The 18,150-nt window shown below is 43.6% G+C and carries 17 protein-coding genes; 14 read left to right on the top strand and 3 right to left on the bottom strand.

Annotated elements, in window-relative coordinates:
- Positions 1 to 142: 142 nt before the first annotated feature.
- On the bottom strand, positions 143 to 1,324 hold the full coding sequence (locus tag V7201_RS02795) for an MFS transporter (RefSeq protein WP_335375256.1): 1,182 nt from the start codon (positions 1,322 to 1,324) through the stop codon (positions 143 to 145).
- A 181-nt stretch (positions 1,325 to 1,505) separates the two neighbouring features.
- Here V7201_RS02795 and V7201_RS02790 point away from each other — a divergent pair, with 181 nt between their 5' ends.
- The 6 genes from V7201_RS02790 (at position 1,506) to ggt (ending at position 7,491) form a co-directional block, all read left to right on the top strand.
- Entirely contained in the window at positions 1,506 to 1,895 is a 390-nt protein-coding gene (locus tag V7201_RS02790; protein ID WP_335375255.1) for an OsmC family protein, read from the top strand.
- Between the two features lie 51 nt (positions 1,896 to 1,946).
- A complete protein-coding gene (gene cax, locus V7201_RS02785; protein ID WP_335375343.1) occupies positions 1,947 to 3,005 on the top strand; it encodes a calcium/proton exchanger in 1,059 nt (352 codons plus the stop codon).
- A 97-nt stretch (positions 3,006 to 3,102) separates the two neighbouring features.
- A complete protein-coding gene (locus tag V7201_RS02780) occupies positions 3,103 to 3,720 on the top strand; it encodes a YczE/YyaS/YitT family protein (protein ID WP_335375254.1) in 618 nt (205 codons plus the stop codon).
- A 103-nt stretch (positions 3,721 to 3,823) separates the two neighbouring features.
- A complete protein-coding gene (locus V7201_RS02775) occupies positions 3,824 to 4,657 on the top strand; it encodes a YfkD famly protein (protein WP_335375253.1) in 834 nt (277 codons plus the stop codon).
- Positions 4,658 to 4,841: 184 nt separating this feature from the next.
- Positions 4,842 to 5,633 (top strand): YtxH domain-containing protein, encoded by a 792-nt coding sequence (locus tag V7201_RS02770; protein WP_335375252.1) that lies wholly within the window; start codon positions 4,842 to 4,844, stop codon positions 5,631 to 5,633.
- 172 nt (positions 5,634 to 5,805) lie between these two features.
- The gene (ggt, locus tag V7201_RS02765; RefSeq protein ID WP_335375251.1) at positions 5,806 to 7,491 is read left to right on the top strand and encodes a gamma-glutamyltransferase; all 1,686 of its coding nucleotides are present in this window, start codon (positions 5,806 to 5,808) and stop codon (positions 7,489 to 7,491) included.
- Between the two features lie 110 nt (positions 7,492 to 7,601).
- Here ggt and V7201_RS02760 read toward each other — a convergent pair whose 3' ends face one another.
- The gene (locus tag V7201_RS02760; protein WP_335375250.1) at positions 7,602 to 8,105 is read right to left on the bottom strand and encodes a DUF421 domain-containing protein; all 504 of its coding nucleotides are present in this window, start codon (positions 8,103 to 8,105) and stop codon (positions 7,602 to 7,604) included.
- Between the two features lie 160 nt (positions 8,106 to 8,265).
- Between V7201_RS02760 and V7201_RS02755 the strand changes: the two genes are divergently transcribed.
- On the top strand, positions 8,266 to 8,457 hold the full coding sequence (locus tag V7201_RS02755; protein WP_335375342.1) for an SE1561 family protein: 192 nt from the start codon (positions 8,266 to 8,268) through the stop codon (positions 8,455 to 8,457).
- 207 nt (positions 8,458 to 8,664) lie between these two features.
- Positions 8,665 to 10,221, top strand: a complete 1,557-nt coding sequence (locus V7201_RS02750; RefSeq protein ID WP_335375249.1) for a fumarate hydratase — start codon at positions 8,665 to 8,667, stop codon at positions 10,219 to 10,221.
- Positions 10,222 to 10,259: 38 nt separating this feature from the next.
- Here the strand turns inward: V7201_RS02750 and V7201_RS02745 are convergent, their stop codons facing one another.
- Positions 10,260 to 11,276 carry a DUF3231 family protein gene (locus V7201_RS02745; RefSeq protein ID WP_335375248.1) on the bottom strand — a complete coding sequence of 339 codons (1,017 nt, stop codon included), beginning with the start codon at positions 11,274 to 11,276 and terminating at the stop codon, positions 10,260 to 10,262.
- Between the two features lie 120 nt (positions 11,277 to 11,396).
- On the opposite strand from V7201_RS02745, the gene pdaA reads away from it, so the two are divergent.
- The 6 genes from pdaA to V7201_RS02715 all read left to right on the top strand — a co-directional run bounded on the left by pdaA (position 11,397) and on the right by V7201_RS02715 (position 17,974).
- Positions 11,397 to 12,200 carry a delta-lactam-biosynthetic de-N-acetylase gene (gene pdaA / locus V7201_RS02740; RefSeq protein WP_335375247.1) on the top strand — a complete coding sequence of 268 codons (804 nt, stop codon included), beginning with the start codon at positions 11,397 to 11,399 and terminating at the stop codon, positions 12,198 to 12,200.
- Between the two features lie 125 nt (positions 12,201 to 12,325).
- On the top strand, positions 12,326 to 13,186 hold the full coding sequence (locus tag V7201_RS02735) for a DNA-3-methyladenine glycosylase family protein (protein WP_335375246.1): 861 nt from the start codon (positions 12,326 to 12,328) through the stop codon (positions 13,184 to 13,186).
- Positions 13,187 to 13,201: 15 nt separating this feature from the next.
- A complete protein-coding gene (rlmD, locus tag V7201_RS02730; RefSeq protein ID WP_335375245.1) occupies positions 13,202 to 14,671 on the top strand; it encodes a 23S rRNA (uracil(1939)-C(5))-methyltransferase RlmD in 1,470 nt (489 codons plus the stop codon).
- 13 nt (positions 14,672 to 14,684) lie between these two features.
- On the top strand, positions 14,685 to 15,188 hold the full coding sequence (locus tag V7201_RS02725; protein WP_207501855.1) for a ferritin: 504 nt from the start codon (positions 14,685 to 14,687) through the stop codon (positions 15,186 to 15,188).
- 153 nt (positions 15,189 to 15,341) lie between these two features.
- Complete coding sequence (locus tag V7201_RS02720) at positions 15,342 to 15,716, top strand: hypothetical protein (RefSeq protein ID WP_335375244.1); 375 nt, start codon at positions 15,342 to 15,344, stop codon at positions 15,714 to 15,716.
- Positions 15,717 to 15,871: 155 nt separating this feature from the next.
- On the top strand, positions 15,872 to 17,974 hold the full coding sequence (locus V7201_RS02715) for a catalase (RefSeq protein ID WP_438825006.1): 2,103 nt from the start codon (positions 15,872 to 15,874) through the stop codon (positions 17,972 to 17,974).
- The last annotated feature ends 176 nt before the right edge of the window (positions 17,975 to 18,150 follow it).

Genomic DNA, 18,150 nt, shown 5'->3' with positions numbered 1-18,150 from the left:
AGGAGTCTACGCGCCTTCCACTCCAATCAACTCAGTTTTCTATATTCATTTTTTATCGCAAAATATAAACAGAAATAGATGAGGAGCCAATATCCGGTCGGTGTTATTCCACCTGATAGTCAGCCTCTTCTTCTATATAAGCTCAGGCTGACTTTGGTTCGTGCTGGGATGAACCTTCAGGCCGGACTGTTACAAGTGCGATGAAAATAAGCAGCAGCATTGTGCTGACGACATAGAAAAAGCTGATTCCTTTTAATAGTTCGATCGCTACACCACCAATGAATGGACCGCTGATGCTGCCAAAGCTGAAAAAGATCCCGCACATCAGGTTTCCTGCCGGTAAGAGCTGTTTAGGAAGCAAATCGGCCATATAGCTGATGCCGAGTGAAAAAGTGGATCCAAGAACCGTTCCTGCCAGGAAGAAGCAAATCAGCAAGCCTGTTGTGGAGTCTTCCAAAAGCCCTGCGGCGGTAAAGCAAATAAATCCAGACAGTGTAATCGTAATTAAAACCGTTCTCCTGCCAAGCTTGTCGCTGAGAATCCCCAGTGGCAGCTGGGAGAGAATGCCCCCTGTGGCAAAAGCGGGCAGCAGAATGGCAACAGCTTCTACTCCAATTCCAGACCTCATCGCATAAACAGGGAAATTCCCGTTCAGACTCGCTTCTAAAAATCCAAATGCAAAAGGCGGAAGAAACGCCACCCAGGCATATTTAAATACTTTTCCAAACCGTTTCATCGTCCCGAAAAATGAAGTGCTCTCCAGATCGTGTTCTGGACGCTCATTTTTCAACAACCAGACAATCAGCCAGGCAGCAAGGCTGACAGCGGATGAAATAATGAACGGCAATGTTGTGCTCACCTCAAGAAAACGGGTCATCAATGGACCGGCTGCAAAACCAAGGCCAAAGAACAGACCGTAAATCGATATATTCCTGCCGATTCTTTCTTTTGGGGAAAAGGATGTGATCCAGGTCTGTGTGGCAAAATGTAGCATATGGTCGCCAATCCCGATGGCAAGCCTTAAAAGGAACCAAAACCAGAAAGACTGCCATAACGGGAACAAGGCAAGGGAAACAGCCACTGCCAATCCGCCAATTAATATGATCGGTTTGTAGCCAAATCGCCTCAGTGGCGCTTCCATTAATGGTGAAGCAATCAAAATACCTATATATAATCCTGTGGCATGCAAACCATTCATTGATGACGATACGCCATCCTGTTCAAAAATAATCGCAATCAAGGGAAGCAGCATCCCCTGCGAGAACCCGGAGATAGCCACAATAATGACCAAAATCCAGAAACGAAGCTTTATGCTGATATTCATTTGAAAATCTCCTGACTGATGATTTGTACTTCTATAGATGTTATAGCTATAAAATTTCAAGTGCAATGTTTTTTTAGTTTAATTAAGGGAAAAAATAGTGTAATCTCTTTATGAGCAAATGCGGTAAATTTTTCTAAATTGAGTATTTCCGCTATGAATACATATAAAGGGTGATAACGAGATGGAATTTAAAATGAAACCAGATGTAGGCTTTTACACGGAAGTAGGCTTTGGTAGGCTGGATGTTGCCGGTGATGACCAATATGGATTCAGACCCTACCAGCTGCTTGTCTCTTCGGTTGCAGTATGCAGCGGCGGCGTTCTGCGCAAGGTGTTGGAAAAAATGCGAATGGAAATTAAAGATATACATATTACAGCCGAGGCAGAACGCATTGAAGAAGAAGCTAGCAGAGTGAGCAAAATCACTGTGCATTTCCGCATTGAAGGAAACAATCTTGATGAAAAGAAAATTGAAAAAGCCATGGTGCTGACAAGGAAAAACTGTTCCATGGTCCAATCTGTGATTGGCAGCATTGAAGTGGAAGAAACATTCGAAATCGTACGCGGCTAATTGCTTCAACGATTTTTATGAAATTTAAAAATGAATTGTGAGGATTAAATGATGGCAAATAAGATTTTTATGATTTTAACATTTGTCGGTGTCCCGTTGTCTGTTATCGGGACATTGATGCATTGGCCAAGTATCATGTTATTTATCATTTACTGCTTGACCATAATCGCATTGGCGAGCTACATGGGAAGAGCTACAGAAAGCTTGGCAATCGTAACTGGCCCTCGTATTGGGGGATTGCTGAATGCTACTTTCGGAAATGCGGTAGAACTTATTATCTCTATTTTCGCCTTAAAAGCGGGTCTTGTAGGTGTGGTACTTGCTTCCCTTACAGGTTCTGTACTGGGCAACCTGCTGCTCGTGGCAGGACTTTCCTTCTTTATTGGAGGATTAAAGTACAAACGACAGCATTTCAATGTATATGATGCAAGACATAACTCAGCACTTCTGATGTTTGCTGTAATCGTTGCATTCGTCATTCCAGAGGTTTTTTCAATGCAAATGGATAAAACCGAAACGCTGAACCTGAGTGTCGGTGTATCGATTATATTGATTGCTTTATATTTGGCGGCTCTTTTCTTCAAGCTTGTAACCCACCGCGGGGTATATCAGCCTAATACTGAGGGCGCTGCGCACCATGATGAAGAACCAGAATGGGGCAAAGGCAAGGCAATCATGATTCTATTAGCCGCAACAGTAGCTGTCGCTTATGTAGCGGAAAATCTTGTCCACACTTTTGAAGCCGTCGGTGAGTCATTCGGCTGGTCGGAATTGTTCATCGGGGTTATTATCGTTGCCATTGTTGGTAACGCAGCAGAGCACGCATCAGCGATTATCATGGCCTATAAAAATAAAATGGATGTCGCAGTGGAAATCGCAGTTGGTTCTACATTGCAAGTGGCCATGTTCGTGGCCCCGCTGCTCGTTCTTGTTTCTTTATTATTTGAAACGAAAATGCCGCTTGTTTTCTCAATGCCTGAGATGATCTCAATGGCGGTATCAGTTCTGTTGATGATCAGTATTGCGAATGATGGGGAAACAAACTGGTTTGAGGGACTTACACTTTTAGGCGCCTATGTTATAATGGGTATTGGATTTTACCTGCTTTAATATAATAGAATCAATGAACTCTGTTCTGAGAGGACAGGGTTCTTTTTTCGCTTTTTGACAGGGTTTGTTCAATCGTTATTTAGAAGGAGATTTAATCATGGCTTTTTTTTATCGCGCGCTATTTTTTATCATTGGGTTGACGATTCTTTCATTTGGAATATCGATGACCATCAAAGCAGGATTGGGTACAGGTGCCTGGGATGCTTTAAACGTTGGGCTTTCGGAAACAGTCGGACTTACACCTGGAAGCTGGGTCGTCATCGTCGGAATCATTTTGATTTTTGTGAATGCAGCCCTGGTAAAAAGAAGACCGGATGTTGCAGCCGTCATAACGCTGCTCATCACCGGAGTTTTAATCGATTTTTGGATTTTGCGAGTGTTTGACGAATTAATGGTGACAGGTTATATAAAGCAATTTGCGGTATTTTTGCTTGGTATGGTAACGCTTAGTCTCGGCCTGGCCATTTACCTGCAGGCGAAATTCCCGCTGATTCCCATTGATAATTTCATGATGGCGTTAAGGGAAAGATTTGGACTAAACTTAATGGTAGCGAAAACACTGGGTGAAGTCATTGCCCTGTCGGCGGCTTTCATTTTTAAAGGACCGATTGGAATAGGCACTCTGATCGTAACTTTCGCGATCGGTCCGCTCATTCAATTTTTCTTCCCGTTTTTTGAAAAATTGATGAACAAGCTGGTGCTGTCAAATAGATAGATCGTACAGAATATAAATTTTTAAACTTTGGATAAAGTACTGCAACTCCGAAAACACTATAAACAAACGTATAAGTTTCTTGTAGTGAAAGGAGTTCAACAACATGAAAAAAACAGCAGCTATCCTTGTCTTGACGATGGTTTTCATGATGTCCATTTTAACACCTGGATTTGCTAAGGAAGATAAATCGAATAAAGCTCCTCAGCCAAAACAGGCGGAAAAAGCGAAGTATACGATACCTAACTCTGTTACGAACATAACAAAGGATAACACCTATCCTAATCCGACAGAGGATTTGCCGTTTCTTCAGCCAAGTGATCTGACAAAGAGCTTGATCAAAACTTCAAAAGTGAAAATCGAAAATCCTGACTTAATCCGGATGCTTAATGAAACGACGATCAACAGCACACCGTTCGCGATTGGCTACCGAGCGATTGTTTACCTTGGTGAATGGCCTTTGACTTATGAATCAACGGAAACATCGCCAAACTGGGAATTTCAAAAAATCAATACGAATTATTTTGACAATCGAGGCGGCAATGCAATTTATCAAATTCATTATGTCCAGGAGCAGCAAAAGGTTATTAAAGGTGGTTTAACCGCGAAAATTAAGAACGCGGAAGATGTCCAGAAAATGATGCTGTTACAAGCAGCGAAGAAAACAGGACTTCCTCTGGCATTCGAAACGATTGTCGGTGGAGGAACGAAGAAGGATCACATCTACAATATCCAGCCAAAGAGGCTCGGCTACCTGTATGCATATGCCCCTGCCATTAATGAAAAGGGTAAAGTCACATATGGTGAAGTCTACCTAATGTTAAAAGGCAGCAAAAAATTCATCGTTGTCAAAAATGTCGTTACCCAAGGAATCGGTGCCTGGATACCGGTACAGGACCATGTAAGTTTCGGTTTTGTATCCAGTGAGAGACCGAGATAGCTATAGAAAGATATCTTAAGCCTGATCTACTATAAAATGGATCAGGCTTTTTCTATTTCAAATTATCGGTAATTTTTTCCTCTTGACAAAAGGTAGATATATCCTGTTTATCCGTTCTCTAATCCGGGAATTAGATAGGCATAACAAAAAAAACAAATTATTCTTACCAAGGAGGAACTATATTATGTCACAGAATATTCTACCGAACGAAAACAATTCAATGGACAACAATTCAAATTTCACCTCTTCAACCGACAACAATTCAAATTTCAATTCTTCTACGGAAAATGCTTATTACGATACGACAACAGGTACAACAACTTACGCGAGTACAGCGAACAATGACTCCTACTCAAATAACTTTTCGGGCGGCGGATACTCAGGCAGCTATTCAGGCGGCTCGAACAGCAAGCTGATGAAGGGCGTTCTGATTGGCGCGACAATCGGCGGCGTATTGGCTATGCTCGATTCCAACACGCGTTCTAAGCTGAAGGATACAGCAGTCAATGTAAAAGATACGTCAATGAATGTCATCAGTGAGGTGAAAAACAATCCTACTGATGTAAAAGAATCGATGATGAGCAGCTTCAAAGAAGCGTCCAGCATCTTGAAGGAAGCGATCAGCGATGCTCAAAACCTTTACCAGCGCTTGAATGAGGATGTTTTCAGCAAGATGGGTGATGTAAAATCATTATCCAATGAAGCATTGAACACAGCTTCAAAGGCTACTGAGGGGTTAAAGGATATTGGGGCAAAAGTAAAGGAAGCAGGCACAACAGCAATGGACAACCCTGTGGTGAACTCTGCAAGTGATTCGACTTCATCCAGCAGTTCTTCAACAGTAAGCTCAACGAATGCTGCAGGTGCCTATGCAACGGGAATGGACAGCCAGCCTGCTGACACACCAGGATTAGGCAATACTTCCAACACATTTGCCGTATCACCTGAAAAACAGAATAATGACAACAATCGTTAATCTTGCTATACCAAGCCAGTCCTGATTCTAGGACTGGCTTTTTACATGTTATTGCGTATATCAATCGTTCGACAAACCCGCAATCCCATTATTTTGCTTGTTTCTTATATTGGTCTAACGGGTACTTTACTTATACATACTTCAGAAAAGATACTTTGGGAGGATAACGATTATGGGGAAAGATTTCCAAACTCGCTCGAACAGGAGTCAACTTGATAGAGAAACAGCAACAGGAAAAATATCGATGGCCGCCTCGGCACATCCGGTCGCTACCGATGCAGGAGAGAAAATCCTTCAGGATGGCGGCAACGCAATCGATGCCGCCATTGCCATCCAATTTGGCTTGAACGTTGGGGAACCGATGATGACAGGAATCGGGGGCAGCGGATTTTTCATGGTGTACCATGCCGAGAGCAAGACCGTTAAAATATTTGATGGACACACAAGGGCACCATCAGCAGTACATTCAAAGCTATTTCTGGATGAAAATGATGAAGTTATACCTTTTCGCAAAAGATCAACGCATGCTTCTGCGGTCGGGGTACCTGGGATTTTAAAAGCCATGGAAGAAGCAAGGAAAGAGTATGGAACAAAACCACTTGCGGAACTGATCGAACCAGCGGCACAGGCTGCAGAAAAAGGCGTAGACGTTAACTGGGTCATGGACCAGTCATTGAAAAATTTCGAATACCGTCTTGGCGACCATGCCAGGGAGCTTTTTATGCCAGGCGGGAAGTGTTTATGTGAAGGAGATGTCTACCAAAAGGAACATCTGGCCAAAACATTCCGCATTCTTCAAAGGGATGGGATTGAATCCTTTTATGAGGGAGAAATTGCGGAAGCAATCGTCTCTACATTAAAAGATCTCGGAGGCATCATGGAGCTTTCGGATCTCAAGAGCTACAGAATATCAATCGACGAACCAGTATGGGGCACATATAGAGGGCATAAAATTGCCTCCTGCAATATGCCAAGTGCAGGCGGGACAACGATGCTGCAGATATTGAAGTTACTGGAAGGCTTCGATTTAAGTCAATATAATGCGAAGTCGTGGGAAAAATATTATCTGTTTACCGAAGCAATGAGAATTGCTTTTTCAGATAAAATTGCTTTTTCCGGCGATCCGGAGTTTGGTGATATTCCGCTAAAGGGAATGTTGAACGAAGAATATCTTGCACAACGCCGTGAGCTGATTAATTTTGAACGCCGGAATGATGCCGTCGATTTCGGAAATCCATGGGAATATTCCGATGGAAAAGAAATCAACGTTGTAAGACAGCCTTTCGAACCGGATAAAGAACGAAGTGAGACGACACACTTTACGGTGATGGACAAGTGGGGAAATATTGTCGCATGTACTTCAACTGTTGAACATCCATTCGGATCCGGAATCATGGTCAAGGATCACGGCTTTGTTTTAAATAATGAATTGACCGATTTTGATGCTGTACCTGGCGGGCTGAATGAAATACAGCCAGGAAAACGCCCGGTTAGCTGTAAGACACCAACAATCGTTTTCAAGGACGATGAGCCTGTTTTGACACTTGGTTCGCCAGGCGGTCCAACGATTGTAGGTTCGGTATTCCAAACGATCGTCAACGTGCTTGATTTCGGCATGGATCTTAAAGAAGCAATTGAGGAGCCGAGGATTTTCAACAGCTCTGGTCCTTTGATTGGCTGGGAAGCAGGCATCAGCATGGAAAGCAAAGGGAAGATGGAATCGATGGGCTTTGAATTTGCAGATGGCCCATTCCCAATCGGCAACGTGCAGGCGATACAGATTGACCGGGAAAAAGGTTTACTGTATGGAGCCGCAGATTCAAGCCGTGAAGGTAAAGCCGCCGGGCTGGATGAATAGGTTTTGGAATTCTAATTCTTAATGATAACTATCTAACCTCAAATTATTTTTTGTGGGTAATGATCAGCATAAACATGAAAGAAGCAGGCTGTAATTCCAGCCTGCTTTCATTATTTTTCAACATTAGTCAATGTATTATTGTTTGACTCTGATTTCTTAATGATGGATAAACTGCCATCAGTCTCAAGGACGACAGCATCTACCAACTCTAGTGAATTGATGCCGTTTGACCTCGCAGACTGGAGGATTTCTGCTTCGAGGATTCTTTCTTTATTTATCTTTTCTTGCAAGTATTGCCCTTTATAATATAGTAATTGAGGATCAGATTTGATCAGCTTTTTAAAACTATTTGAGCGAACGGACATCCATGCTGCAAGGTATTGTAAGATTATCAAAATAAAGAAAGCAGAGATGCCTTCTAAAAGAGCAACCTTTTTATTCAAAAGAATTGTTGCCAAGATGGAACCGAGCGCAACGGTTACCACTAAATCAAAAGCATTCATTTTAGATAAGGTTCTTTTTCCAGAAACTCTTAGTAAAAGAATAAGAGCGCTATAAGCAAGCAGTCCGACGACAAGAATCCGCCAGATTCCCTCCCAAGAATTGAAAAACATATAATCACCTCGTTATATTTTTTCCTAATATTGAAGGGGCAAAACATGTTGTTTACAGGACATAAAGGGGAACACTAAAATTTAAATAGATAATGTGATCATTTATTTAATATTGCAGAATAAGGAATTTTCCGATAGGATGTTAACGATAGTGAAAGGAGTGATCAGTTTGGGAAATCCGATTAAAGATAACAATACACAAGTTGTGTTTCTAAAGCAGCGTTTAGATATGTTCGCCGATTTGCTTGATGCAATTGATCCAGAAGAAGCAGATTTAGAAGACATCGACCGCATGATCCAGATCGTTGAAGAAATGGATGCTAAGTGCCGTGAATTCAAGAATCGCGAGTAGTGGGGAGACCTTTTTGATGAGGTCTCTTTTTTTTGCGTGAAAAATCAATAATGATAGAAATCCTGCACATTTTTTCCTTGTAACCGATTCCACTTTTCATCTTTAATTAAAAAGATGATAGGAGTATAATGGTAACGAGAAATTGTTATGAAATTTTCACATAGATAAAAGATTGACGAACATGGGAGCAGAGAGAGGGGTAGACAAATGAATATCGAAAAGTTTCAGGAAAGCATGTACCAGCTGATCGTTGAAACATCCACAAACCTTCCGAAGGATGTACGCCGGGCAATCAAGGCTGCGGCGGAACGCGAAAATGCAGGAACTCGTTCAGCAATGAGCCTTGCAACCATTACCAACAACATTAAAATGGCGGATGACAATGTATCGCCAATTTGCCAGGATACTGGACTTCCAACTTTTAAAATCAAGACACCTGTAGGCGCGAACCATATCGAGATGAAAAAGGCGATCAAAAATGCGATTGCTCTTGCTACAAAAGACGGTAAATTGCGTCCTAACTCTGTTGACTCGTTAACTGGGGATAATAGCGGTGACAACCTTGGCGACGGAACTCCTGTCATTAAGTTCGAACAATGGGAAAAAGATTACATCGATGCCCGCCTGATTTTGAAGGGTGGCGGATGTGAAAATAAAAACATTCAATACAGCCTTCCAGCGGAGCTTGAAGGACTTGGGCGTGCAGGCCGCGACCTTGACGGAATCCGTAAATGCATCCTTCACTCCGTCTACCAGGCGCAAGGACAAGGCTGCAGTGCTGGTTTCATCGGCGTTGGCATTGGCGGCGACCGTTCATCCGGCTATGATTTTGCAAAAGAACAGTTATTCCGTTCAGTTGACGATGTGAACCCAAATGAAGATTTGCGCGAACTTGAAGCATATATTCTGGGAAACGCGAACGAACTTGGAATCGGTACGATGGGCTTTGGCGGTGAAACGACTCTGCTTGGCTGTAAAATTGGCGTCATGAATCGTATTCCTGCAAGCTTCTTCGTTTCCGTTGCCTATAATTGCTGGGCATACCGCCGTCTTGGTGTAGCCGTCCACCCTGAAACGGGAGAAATCCAGGAATGGATGTATCAGGAGGGCGAAAAAATCGACTTCGCACAGCCTGTTGCTGCCCAGGAAATCGCAGCAGCTGTTGAAGCACCAGCTGAGCCTGAAGTGATCACCTTGACTGCTCCGATTTCAGAAGAGCAAATCCGCCAGCTTAAGGTTGGGGATGTTGTAAAAATTACAGGCATGATGTATACAGGACGCGACGCGATCCATAAATATCTGTCAGACCATGATTCTCCAGTCGATTTGAACGGCCAGGTCATTTATCACTGCGGACCGGTGATGCTGAAAGATGATGAAGGCAAATGGCATGTGAAGGCTGCAGGACCGACGACAAGTATTCGTGAGGAGCCTTACCAGGGGGATATCATGAAGAAATTCGGCATCCGCGCTGTAATCGGTAAAGGCGGCATGGGCGCGAAAACACTCGCAGCACTTCAGGAACACGGCGGCGTTTATTTGAATGCAATCGGTGGAGCTGCACAGTATTACGCTGACTGCATCAAGTCTGTCGAGGGTGTTGATTTGATGAACTTTGGCATCCCAGAAGCAATGTGGCATCTGAAGGTAGAAGGCTTTACAGCAGTCGTTACAATGGATTCACACGGCAACAGCCTGCATCGTGATGTTGAAAAATCATCACTTGAAAAATTGGCGCAGTTTGCAGACAGAGTGTATAAATAAATCGAAAAGGAGACTTGCTGATAACGGCAAGTCTCCTTTTATTTTTTCTTCTGTTTAGCAAGCTGATTCCGGTCCACATTTCCGGGAGGCCTTTCCATCCAGTCATTTTCAATCAGGAGATTCCCACCGTCCTCAGCAAAATTGGCCGTCTCCATCAAAAATCTCGCATAGGTCGAACCCAGATCATGACGAGGACTGACAGCCATCGAGTCGCCAAAATTGCGTACCTTTGCAGAAGACAGATTAGAAATATGGAAAAGCATTAACTTATCAGTATACGGTGCATGAGTTGAATCGGTTATTTTGAATTGGCTTGGGACTGATACTGGCAAATCTTCTTTATTCAAAATTTGCGATAAAATAGTGTGCTGTTTTATATTAATTTTTTTTCCGCGCAAAAAATAATTCCGTACGTCCTTATTTTTCGCTGTCTGACTGAACCCCATTACCAAGATGGTTTTAATCGCGTTTACCTGGATATTCGAGAATAAGTGTGTGATTTCCAGCGCGGAAAGCGGTCTTTTATCCCCAAAAAAGCCATTGAAGTAGCTTTGCTTTTTTATAAAATCTCCCGTTTTAGGAGCAGGGATGAATGGTGCACGCAAATGCAATCCCTTTTTAAGCATGACCTCGGTTACCTTGTTAGATAGTTGAAGCGTTAAGATATTGATGTCTGTAATATAATTTCTTAGCTCCATTTTTGAAAATGAAGGAAGTGCGACACTGTAATATAGAGCCCCGTATTTTACCATCATATCCAGGTAATTAATATAGAAGCTATCTGAAAACAATCGCGGCGCATCTTCATGCACATCATCATCTGCTGAAAATCCCTTCGGTAAAGCAACCCCCTCCGTTTCGAAAAATCTCTTAAGGTCAGACAGAATTTTTTTACTCAAATCATCCGCTGTTGTCAGGCAGTCTCTGATTTCTTCATCTTCGATATTCAGCAAAAAATGTTTGAACATGCAGACTGCCATTGAATTAGCCATGTAAATATTCCACAGGTTTCCTATTTCGCCGGAGGTCCAATCGATTTTTTGTTCTTCAGTCATGTTCGTCTCCTTAGAAGTCATATATGTAAATACTATTTGCTAAAAATAACTATCTATACAGATGAGAATTTTTTTCTCTCCCTGACAAACAATAAGAAAAACACCATGGGAGGAAACAACATGAAACTGATTTATAAAATTATGCTTGCTGCCAATCTGCTCCTATTAACGGCGTTGCCAGCAGCTGTCCACGCAGAATATTCGAACTCCCCTTTGCACTGGGGATTCAAAAAAGGCCGGAACGGCAGACAAGCCGATGCTGGCAGAATGTTTGAAGTTATTATAGAAGAGCAGGGCGCTGTGTATAAAGGCGACAAAAACAAAAAAGACATTTACCTTACATTCGATAACGGCTATGAGAATGGCTACACTGAAAAAATCCTCGACGTATTGAAAAAAGAAAAGGTGCCAGCCGCATTTTTCGTAACAGGTCACTATCTAGAAAGTGCCCCTGAGCTTGTGGAGCGAATGGTGTATGAAGGCCATATCGTTGGCAACCATTCTTGGCACCATCCTGATATGACACAGATCAGCGATGAAAAGCTCAAAAAAGAATTAGAAATGGTCCGTGCTGAAACGGAAAAAATCACCGGCAAAAAGCATATGGCCTACCTGCGCCCGCCCCGCGGGATTTTCAGCGAAAGGACAATGGCTGTAGCGAAGGAGGCAGGCTATACCCATGTGTTCTGGTCGCTTGCATTTGTTGACTGGAACACAGATCAGCAGCGAGGCTGGGAATATTCGTATGACAAAATCATGAGCCAAATCCATCCAGGCGCCGTGATCCTGCTTCACACCGTTTCCAAAGACAACGCCGACGCCCTCGGAAAAGTCATAAGAGATCTTAAAGATCAGGGATATACATTCAAAAGCCTCGATGATTTGATGGTGAGCCAGCATTTGAACAATCCGATGCTGTATTAAGTTTGAAGTCCCGACACTAGCTGCCGGGACTTTTTGTTTTCCCCTCTCAAAATAATCCGCAATTCTTCGTAAAACGGCAGTGAAAATGCTATAATACGGGGAAAATACATAAGGGCGGATTATATATGTGGGAAGAAAAGGTCTCGATATCAGGACCATATAACTTTGATTTAGCTTTAAGCAGGCTGGCACTCGATCCATTGCACGCAGTGGATATCGAAAAGCGCACTGTTAAAGTGCCAATAGTGATTAGTGGCACAAAGGTTGTGGCAGAGGTAACAGGAACGGGAACGCTTGAAAAGCCTGGATTCCTTGTCCGCGCGACTCATGAAAAAAGAGAGACAATCCAGCGTCTGACGGAAATTTTCCAATGGAATACAGAATTAATCCACATCCATGAACATTACCAGACAACAGAGCTGAAGGACCTGTTCAATCAGCATTACGGAACCCCGCTCGTTCTGGAGTTCGATCCTTTTTCAAGCTTGATAAAAAGCATCATTCACCAGCAGCTAAATCTTAAATTTGCCTTTACCTTAACAGAGCGGTTTGTGAAAACATTTGGAGAAGAACTGGATGGCGTCTGGTTTTATCCGACACCTGAAAAAGTGGCAAGTCTCACAGTTGAGCAGCTTCGTGAGCTTCAATTCAGCGGGCGGAAAGCAGAGTATGTCATTGGAATTGGCAAGCTTGCTGCGACAGGGCAGCTTGATTTTGAAAAATTAAAGTCTAATCCTGATGCGGAAATCGCACAGGAACTAATTAAAATACGGGGTGTTGGGCCGTGGACGATTGAAAATTTCCTGATGTTCGCACTCGGACGTCCGAATTTATTTCCAATCGGTGATATCGGCATCCAAAATGCATTGAAAAAGTACTTTAACCTAGAGCAAAAACCAACACCAGCCGAAATGGAAAAATATAAAGAGCCATGGAATCCTTATTTGAGCTATGCTTCGCTCTATTTATGGAGAAGCATTGAGTAATTGGAGTGAAGTTTTATGAAAAAAAGTTTTGAGAAAAAAGATCAGGTAAAAAAAGGCTTTGCGAAGAAGGATCAGGCAAACAAAGGCATTGCGAAGAAAAATCATGCAAAACAAGATGATTCTGTCAAAATCCAGCTGAAGCAGACATTCCCTCTTACAATCAAGCGTCTTGGAATCAATGGAGAGGGTGTCGGTTACTTTAAGCGTCAAGTCGTGTTTGTGCCTGGCGCCCTGCCTGGCGAAGAAGTCGTTGTCGAAGTGACTAAGGTGCATCCGAAGTTTTCCGAAGCGAGAATCAAAAAAATCCGCAAGCCATCGGAACACAGGATTAAGCCGCTTTGTCCGGTATATGATCAGTGCGGCGGCTGCCAACTGCAGCATTTGCAGTATGGCCAGCAGCTGAAAGAAAAACGGGATATAGTCATCCAGGCACTGGAGCGGCATTCGAAGCTGAAGATAGAGCAGCTTGAGATCAGGCCGACGATTGGGATGGAGAATCCTTGGGGTTACCGGAACAAGAGTCAGTTCCAGGTTGGAGAAAAGGACGGGAAGGTGCTCGCGGGCCTGTATGGATTGAACTCCCATAACCTCATCAATATCGAGCAATGTGCCGTTCAGCATCCTGCGACGACTAAAGCTACAGAAGTAGTCAAAGGGATTCTTCAGGACTTAAAGATTCCCATTTACAATGAGAAAAAGCGTCAAGGGTTTGTTAGGACGATTGTGGCAAGAACTGGTGTCCAGACAGGTGAGCTGCAAATCGTGCTGATTACAACGAAAAAAGAGCTGCCGAAAAAGGACATCATCATCGAGGAAATCAAGAAGCGCCTGCCAGAGGTCAATTCGATTGTCCAAAACGTCAATGGTGAAAGAACCTCAGTCATTTTCGGAAATGAAACAGCAACTCTTGAAGGAAATGACTTTATTCAGGAAACACTGGGCGACCTGCAATTCGAGCTTTCAGCGAGAACCTTTTTCCAGCTGAATCCCGAGCAGACGGTAAAATTATATAACGAAGCAAAAGCTGCTGCTAAGCTGACTGGCAAAGAGAAGCTTGTGGATGCTTACTGCGGAGTCGGGACGATTGGCCTGTGGATGGCTGACCAGGCTGGTGAAGTGAGAGGAATGGATGTCATTCCAGAATCGATTGAGGATGCTAAGAAAAATGCGGAGAAGCATGGTGTAAATCATGCAAAGTTTGTTGTCGGCAAGGCAGAGGAGCTGCTGCCGAAATGGCTCAAGGAAGGCTGGCGTCCGGACGTCATCGTCGTAGACCCGCCACGCACAGGCTGCGATCAGGAATTTTTAAAAACCGTGCTGAAAATCAAGCCAAAGACATTCATCTACGTATCATGCAATCCATCAACTCTGGCAAAGGATATCGAGTCACTGGGCCATCAATATAAAGTAGAATACATCCAGCCTGTAGACATGTTCCCGCATACATCACAAATTGAGAGTGTAACGAGACTGGTTTTAAAATAGAGGAGGAATTACCTTGTTAAGTGAAAAGCTGGTTAAAGGTTTAACAGAGCAAATGAATTATGAATTCTATTCTGCGCATGCTTACCTGGCAATGGCAGCATATTGTTCAGCTGAAAATTTGGATGGTTTTGCGAACTTCTTTTTAGTACAAGCCGAAGAAGAACGTTTCCATGCGATGAAGTTTTACAATTTTATCAATGATATGGGTGAGCGCGTCACGGTTGAAGGCTTCCATGCCCCATCCAATGAGTTCTCGTCCGTGTTGGATGTTTTTGAAAAAGGCCTTCAGCATGAGAAAGAAGTGACACGCCGCATCTATCAGCTGGCAGACATTGCACTCGATGAACGGGAGCACGCAACAATGACCTTTTTGAAATGGTTCATTGAAGAACAGGTAGAAGAGGAAGCGATGTTCGACGGGCTTATTCAGAAATTGCGCAGGATCGACCAGGACAGCAATGCCTTCTTCATGTTAGAGAGCGAGCTTGCACAGCGGACTTTTACAGCACCGGAATAATCAAATTCAAAAGCAGGATTTCCTAAATAAGGAATCCTGCTTTTTTTGTGTGGATGGGAAATAAATCCAAATTCGCATGAATCCTTTAGAAGCCTTTTTGAGAGGGTAGAAATGAAATAAGACTATTTTTACAACAAAGGAGGAACACCACACATGAAAAAACTATTGATTTCATTAGCCGCAGTTGGCATGCTTGCTTCTTGCAGTGCTCAAGGAGATGAATCAGGCCCGCCAGAGACAGAAGTAAGGACGGATGAGGAACCGGTCACCACTCAATATCTCCAGGAAAGATTCACTAAAGGTATGGATGTTGAGGCATATGCAGTTGAAATTCAAACTTGGGTCGATAAAGGCCAGGCTGAAATCAAGGACACGGTAAAACCAGCGGGAAAGGAGAACGTTTCTGCTGATATTATCCAGGTTTCAAATGGCTTTCTAGCCGTTGCGAATGACGGAACGAAAATCACATTTGTTAAGCCTTTTGCCTCACCGGACGAAGCTGAAAAGTATTTAAAAGAAAACCTATAAGGAACCAGCCCGCTAAAATAATCGTTTAGCGGGCTTAACCTAGTGGTATACGACCATTGAGGGGCATGGCGGTAAGTGTGTTTATTGTGGCGTCTACATGGAAGAGCAACCGGTTACAATTGCATACATAATTTTGATTAACATGCTCCCACATTATGATCGGGAGGAATGAGCCAGTGAAGAAAGACGATATGAAACAGCCTGTGAACGAATCTTCAAAAGATGAGCAGCTTGAGCAATACAGATCCGGACACGAAGGGAAAGCGATGACAACGAATCAGGGTTTGCGTGTATCTGAAGACGAGCATTCCTTAAAAGCGGGAGTCCGCGGACCGACATTGATGGAGGATTTTCATTTTAGGGAAAAAATGACTCATTTTGATCATGAGAGAATTCCTGAACGTATTGTACATGCCAGGGGATATGCGGCACATGGATTTTTCCAGGTTTACGAGCCAATGGCTGAATTCACGAAAGCGAAGTTCCTTCAGGATCCAAGTGTGAAAACACCGGTATTTGTGCGCTTTTCAACTGTAGCGGGTTCACGCGGATCTGGTGATACAGTACGGGATGTCCGCGGTTTTTCAACTAAATTTTATACAGAGGAAGGCAATTACGACCTTGTCGGAAACAATATCCCTGTATTTTTCATTCAGGATGCGATCAAGTTTCCAGACTTAATACATGCAGTCAAGCCAGAGCCGCATAATGAAATCCCTCAGGCTGCGTCAGCACATGATACATTTTGGGATTTTATTGCGAATAACACCGAATCTGCCCACATGATCATGTGGCACACTTCAGACAGGGCCATTCCCCGCAGCTACCGGATGATGGAAGGATTCGGTGTGCATACATTCAGGTTCGTGAATGAGCAGGGTAAGGCCCGGTTTGTGAAATTCCACTGGAAACCGGTGCTAGGAGTACATTCATTGGTATGGGATGAAGCGCAAAAAATAGCTGGGAAGGATCCGGATTTCCACCGCCGTGACCTCTTTGAAGCAATTGAAAAAGGGGATTACCCAGAATATGAGTTAGGTGTCCAGATGATTGAAGAGGAAGATGAGTTCAAGTTTGATTTTGATGTTTTGGATCCTACAAAACTTTGGCCGGAAGAATTAGTCCCTGTCAAGATCATTGGGAAAATGACTCTGAATCAGAATCCAACGAATTACTTTGCTGAAACAGAGCAGGTTGCTTTTCATCCAGGACATGTCGTACCGGGCATTGATTTTTCAAATGATCCGCTTCTTCAAGGCCGATTATTTTCCTATACCGATACACAGCTGAGCCGCCTTGGCGGACCGAATTTCCATGAGCTGCCGATTAACAGACCAGTTTGCCCGTTTCATAATAACCAGCGTGACGGCATGCATCGGATGACGATCGACCGCGGCCAGGTTGCTTACAATAAGAACTCGCTGCAGGAAAATTCTCCAAAGCCTGTTCCTGCAAGTGAAGGTGGATATGAACATTATCAGGAAAAAATGGAGGGGAGAAAGGTTCGCGAACGCAGCGACAGCTTCAAGGACCATTATTCGCAGGCCATTCTTTTCTGGAACAGCATGTCAGAGGTAGAGAAGCAGCATATCATCGACGCCTTCAGTTTTGAGGTTGGAAAAGTGATGAGCAAGGATATCCAGCAACAGGTTGTTGACATGCTTGGCAATATCGACACATTCCTTGCAGAACAGGTTGCCATCAGTGTAGGGGCAAAGAAACCAGCAAGCAGCAAACCGATGGAAGTAACCCTTACATCTCCAGCACTAAGCCAAATGAATACAGTTAAGCTGCCGAATACAAGGAAGGTCGCCATTCTTGCCGACAATGGCTTTAACGGAGCTGAGGTAACGGGCTTGATGGAAATGCTGAAAAAGAGCGGCATTACAGCCGAAATCATCAGCAAAAACCTTGGAATGATCAAGAGCGATGACGGCAAAGAGCTTGAGGTGAATCATACTTTGCTGACGAGCAGTTCAGTGCTATACGATGCCATTTATGTAGCTGGAGGACAGCAAAGCGTGGACAGCCTGATGCAGAGAAAGGAAGCAGTATCCTTCATCGATGAGGCCTACAGCCACTTCAAAGCAGTTGGCGCTGGGAAGGAAGCAGCTGAAATGATTGCTGCAGCGGGAATCACACTTGAGGGTGGAGCACCGGGTGTTGTCGTGTTCGAAAGCGGCAAAGAAGTAACAGGCGACAGCCAGAAGTTTATCGACGCCATCATCCAGCACCGCCACTGGAACCGGAAGATGTAGTACCAGTCCAGTCCAGCCAAAAAGAAGATGCAATAAGAACCAAAAAAAGAGAAACGGATCACATCTGTTTCTCTTTTTTCAAAATTTATCACTTTAAAGCACTGGGGGTCAGACCCCCAGAACAGTAACGCGTTGAAGCGGCGGGGGTCTGACCCCCAGCGCGGTGATGCGGTGAA

The organism is Bacillus sp. JJ1122 (assembly GCF_036964885.1).
Taxonomy (GTDB): domain Bacteria; phylum Bacillota; class Bacilli; order Bacillales; family Cytobacillaceae; genus Mesobacillus.
The sequence above is the reverse complement of the archived record's forward strand: the minus strand, read 5'-3'. Positions and strand labels throughout refer to the sequence as shown.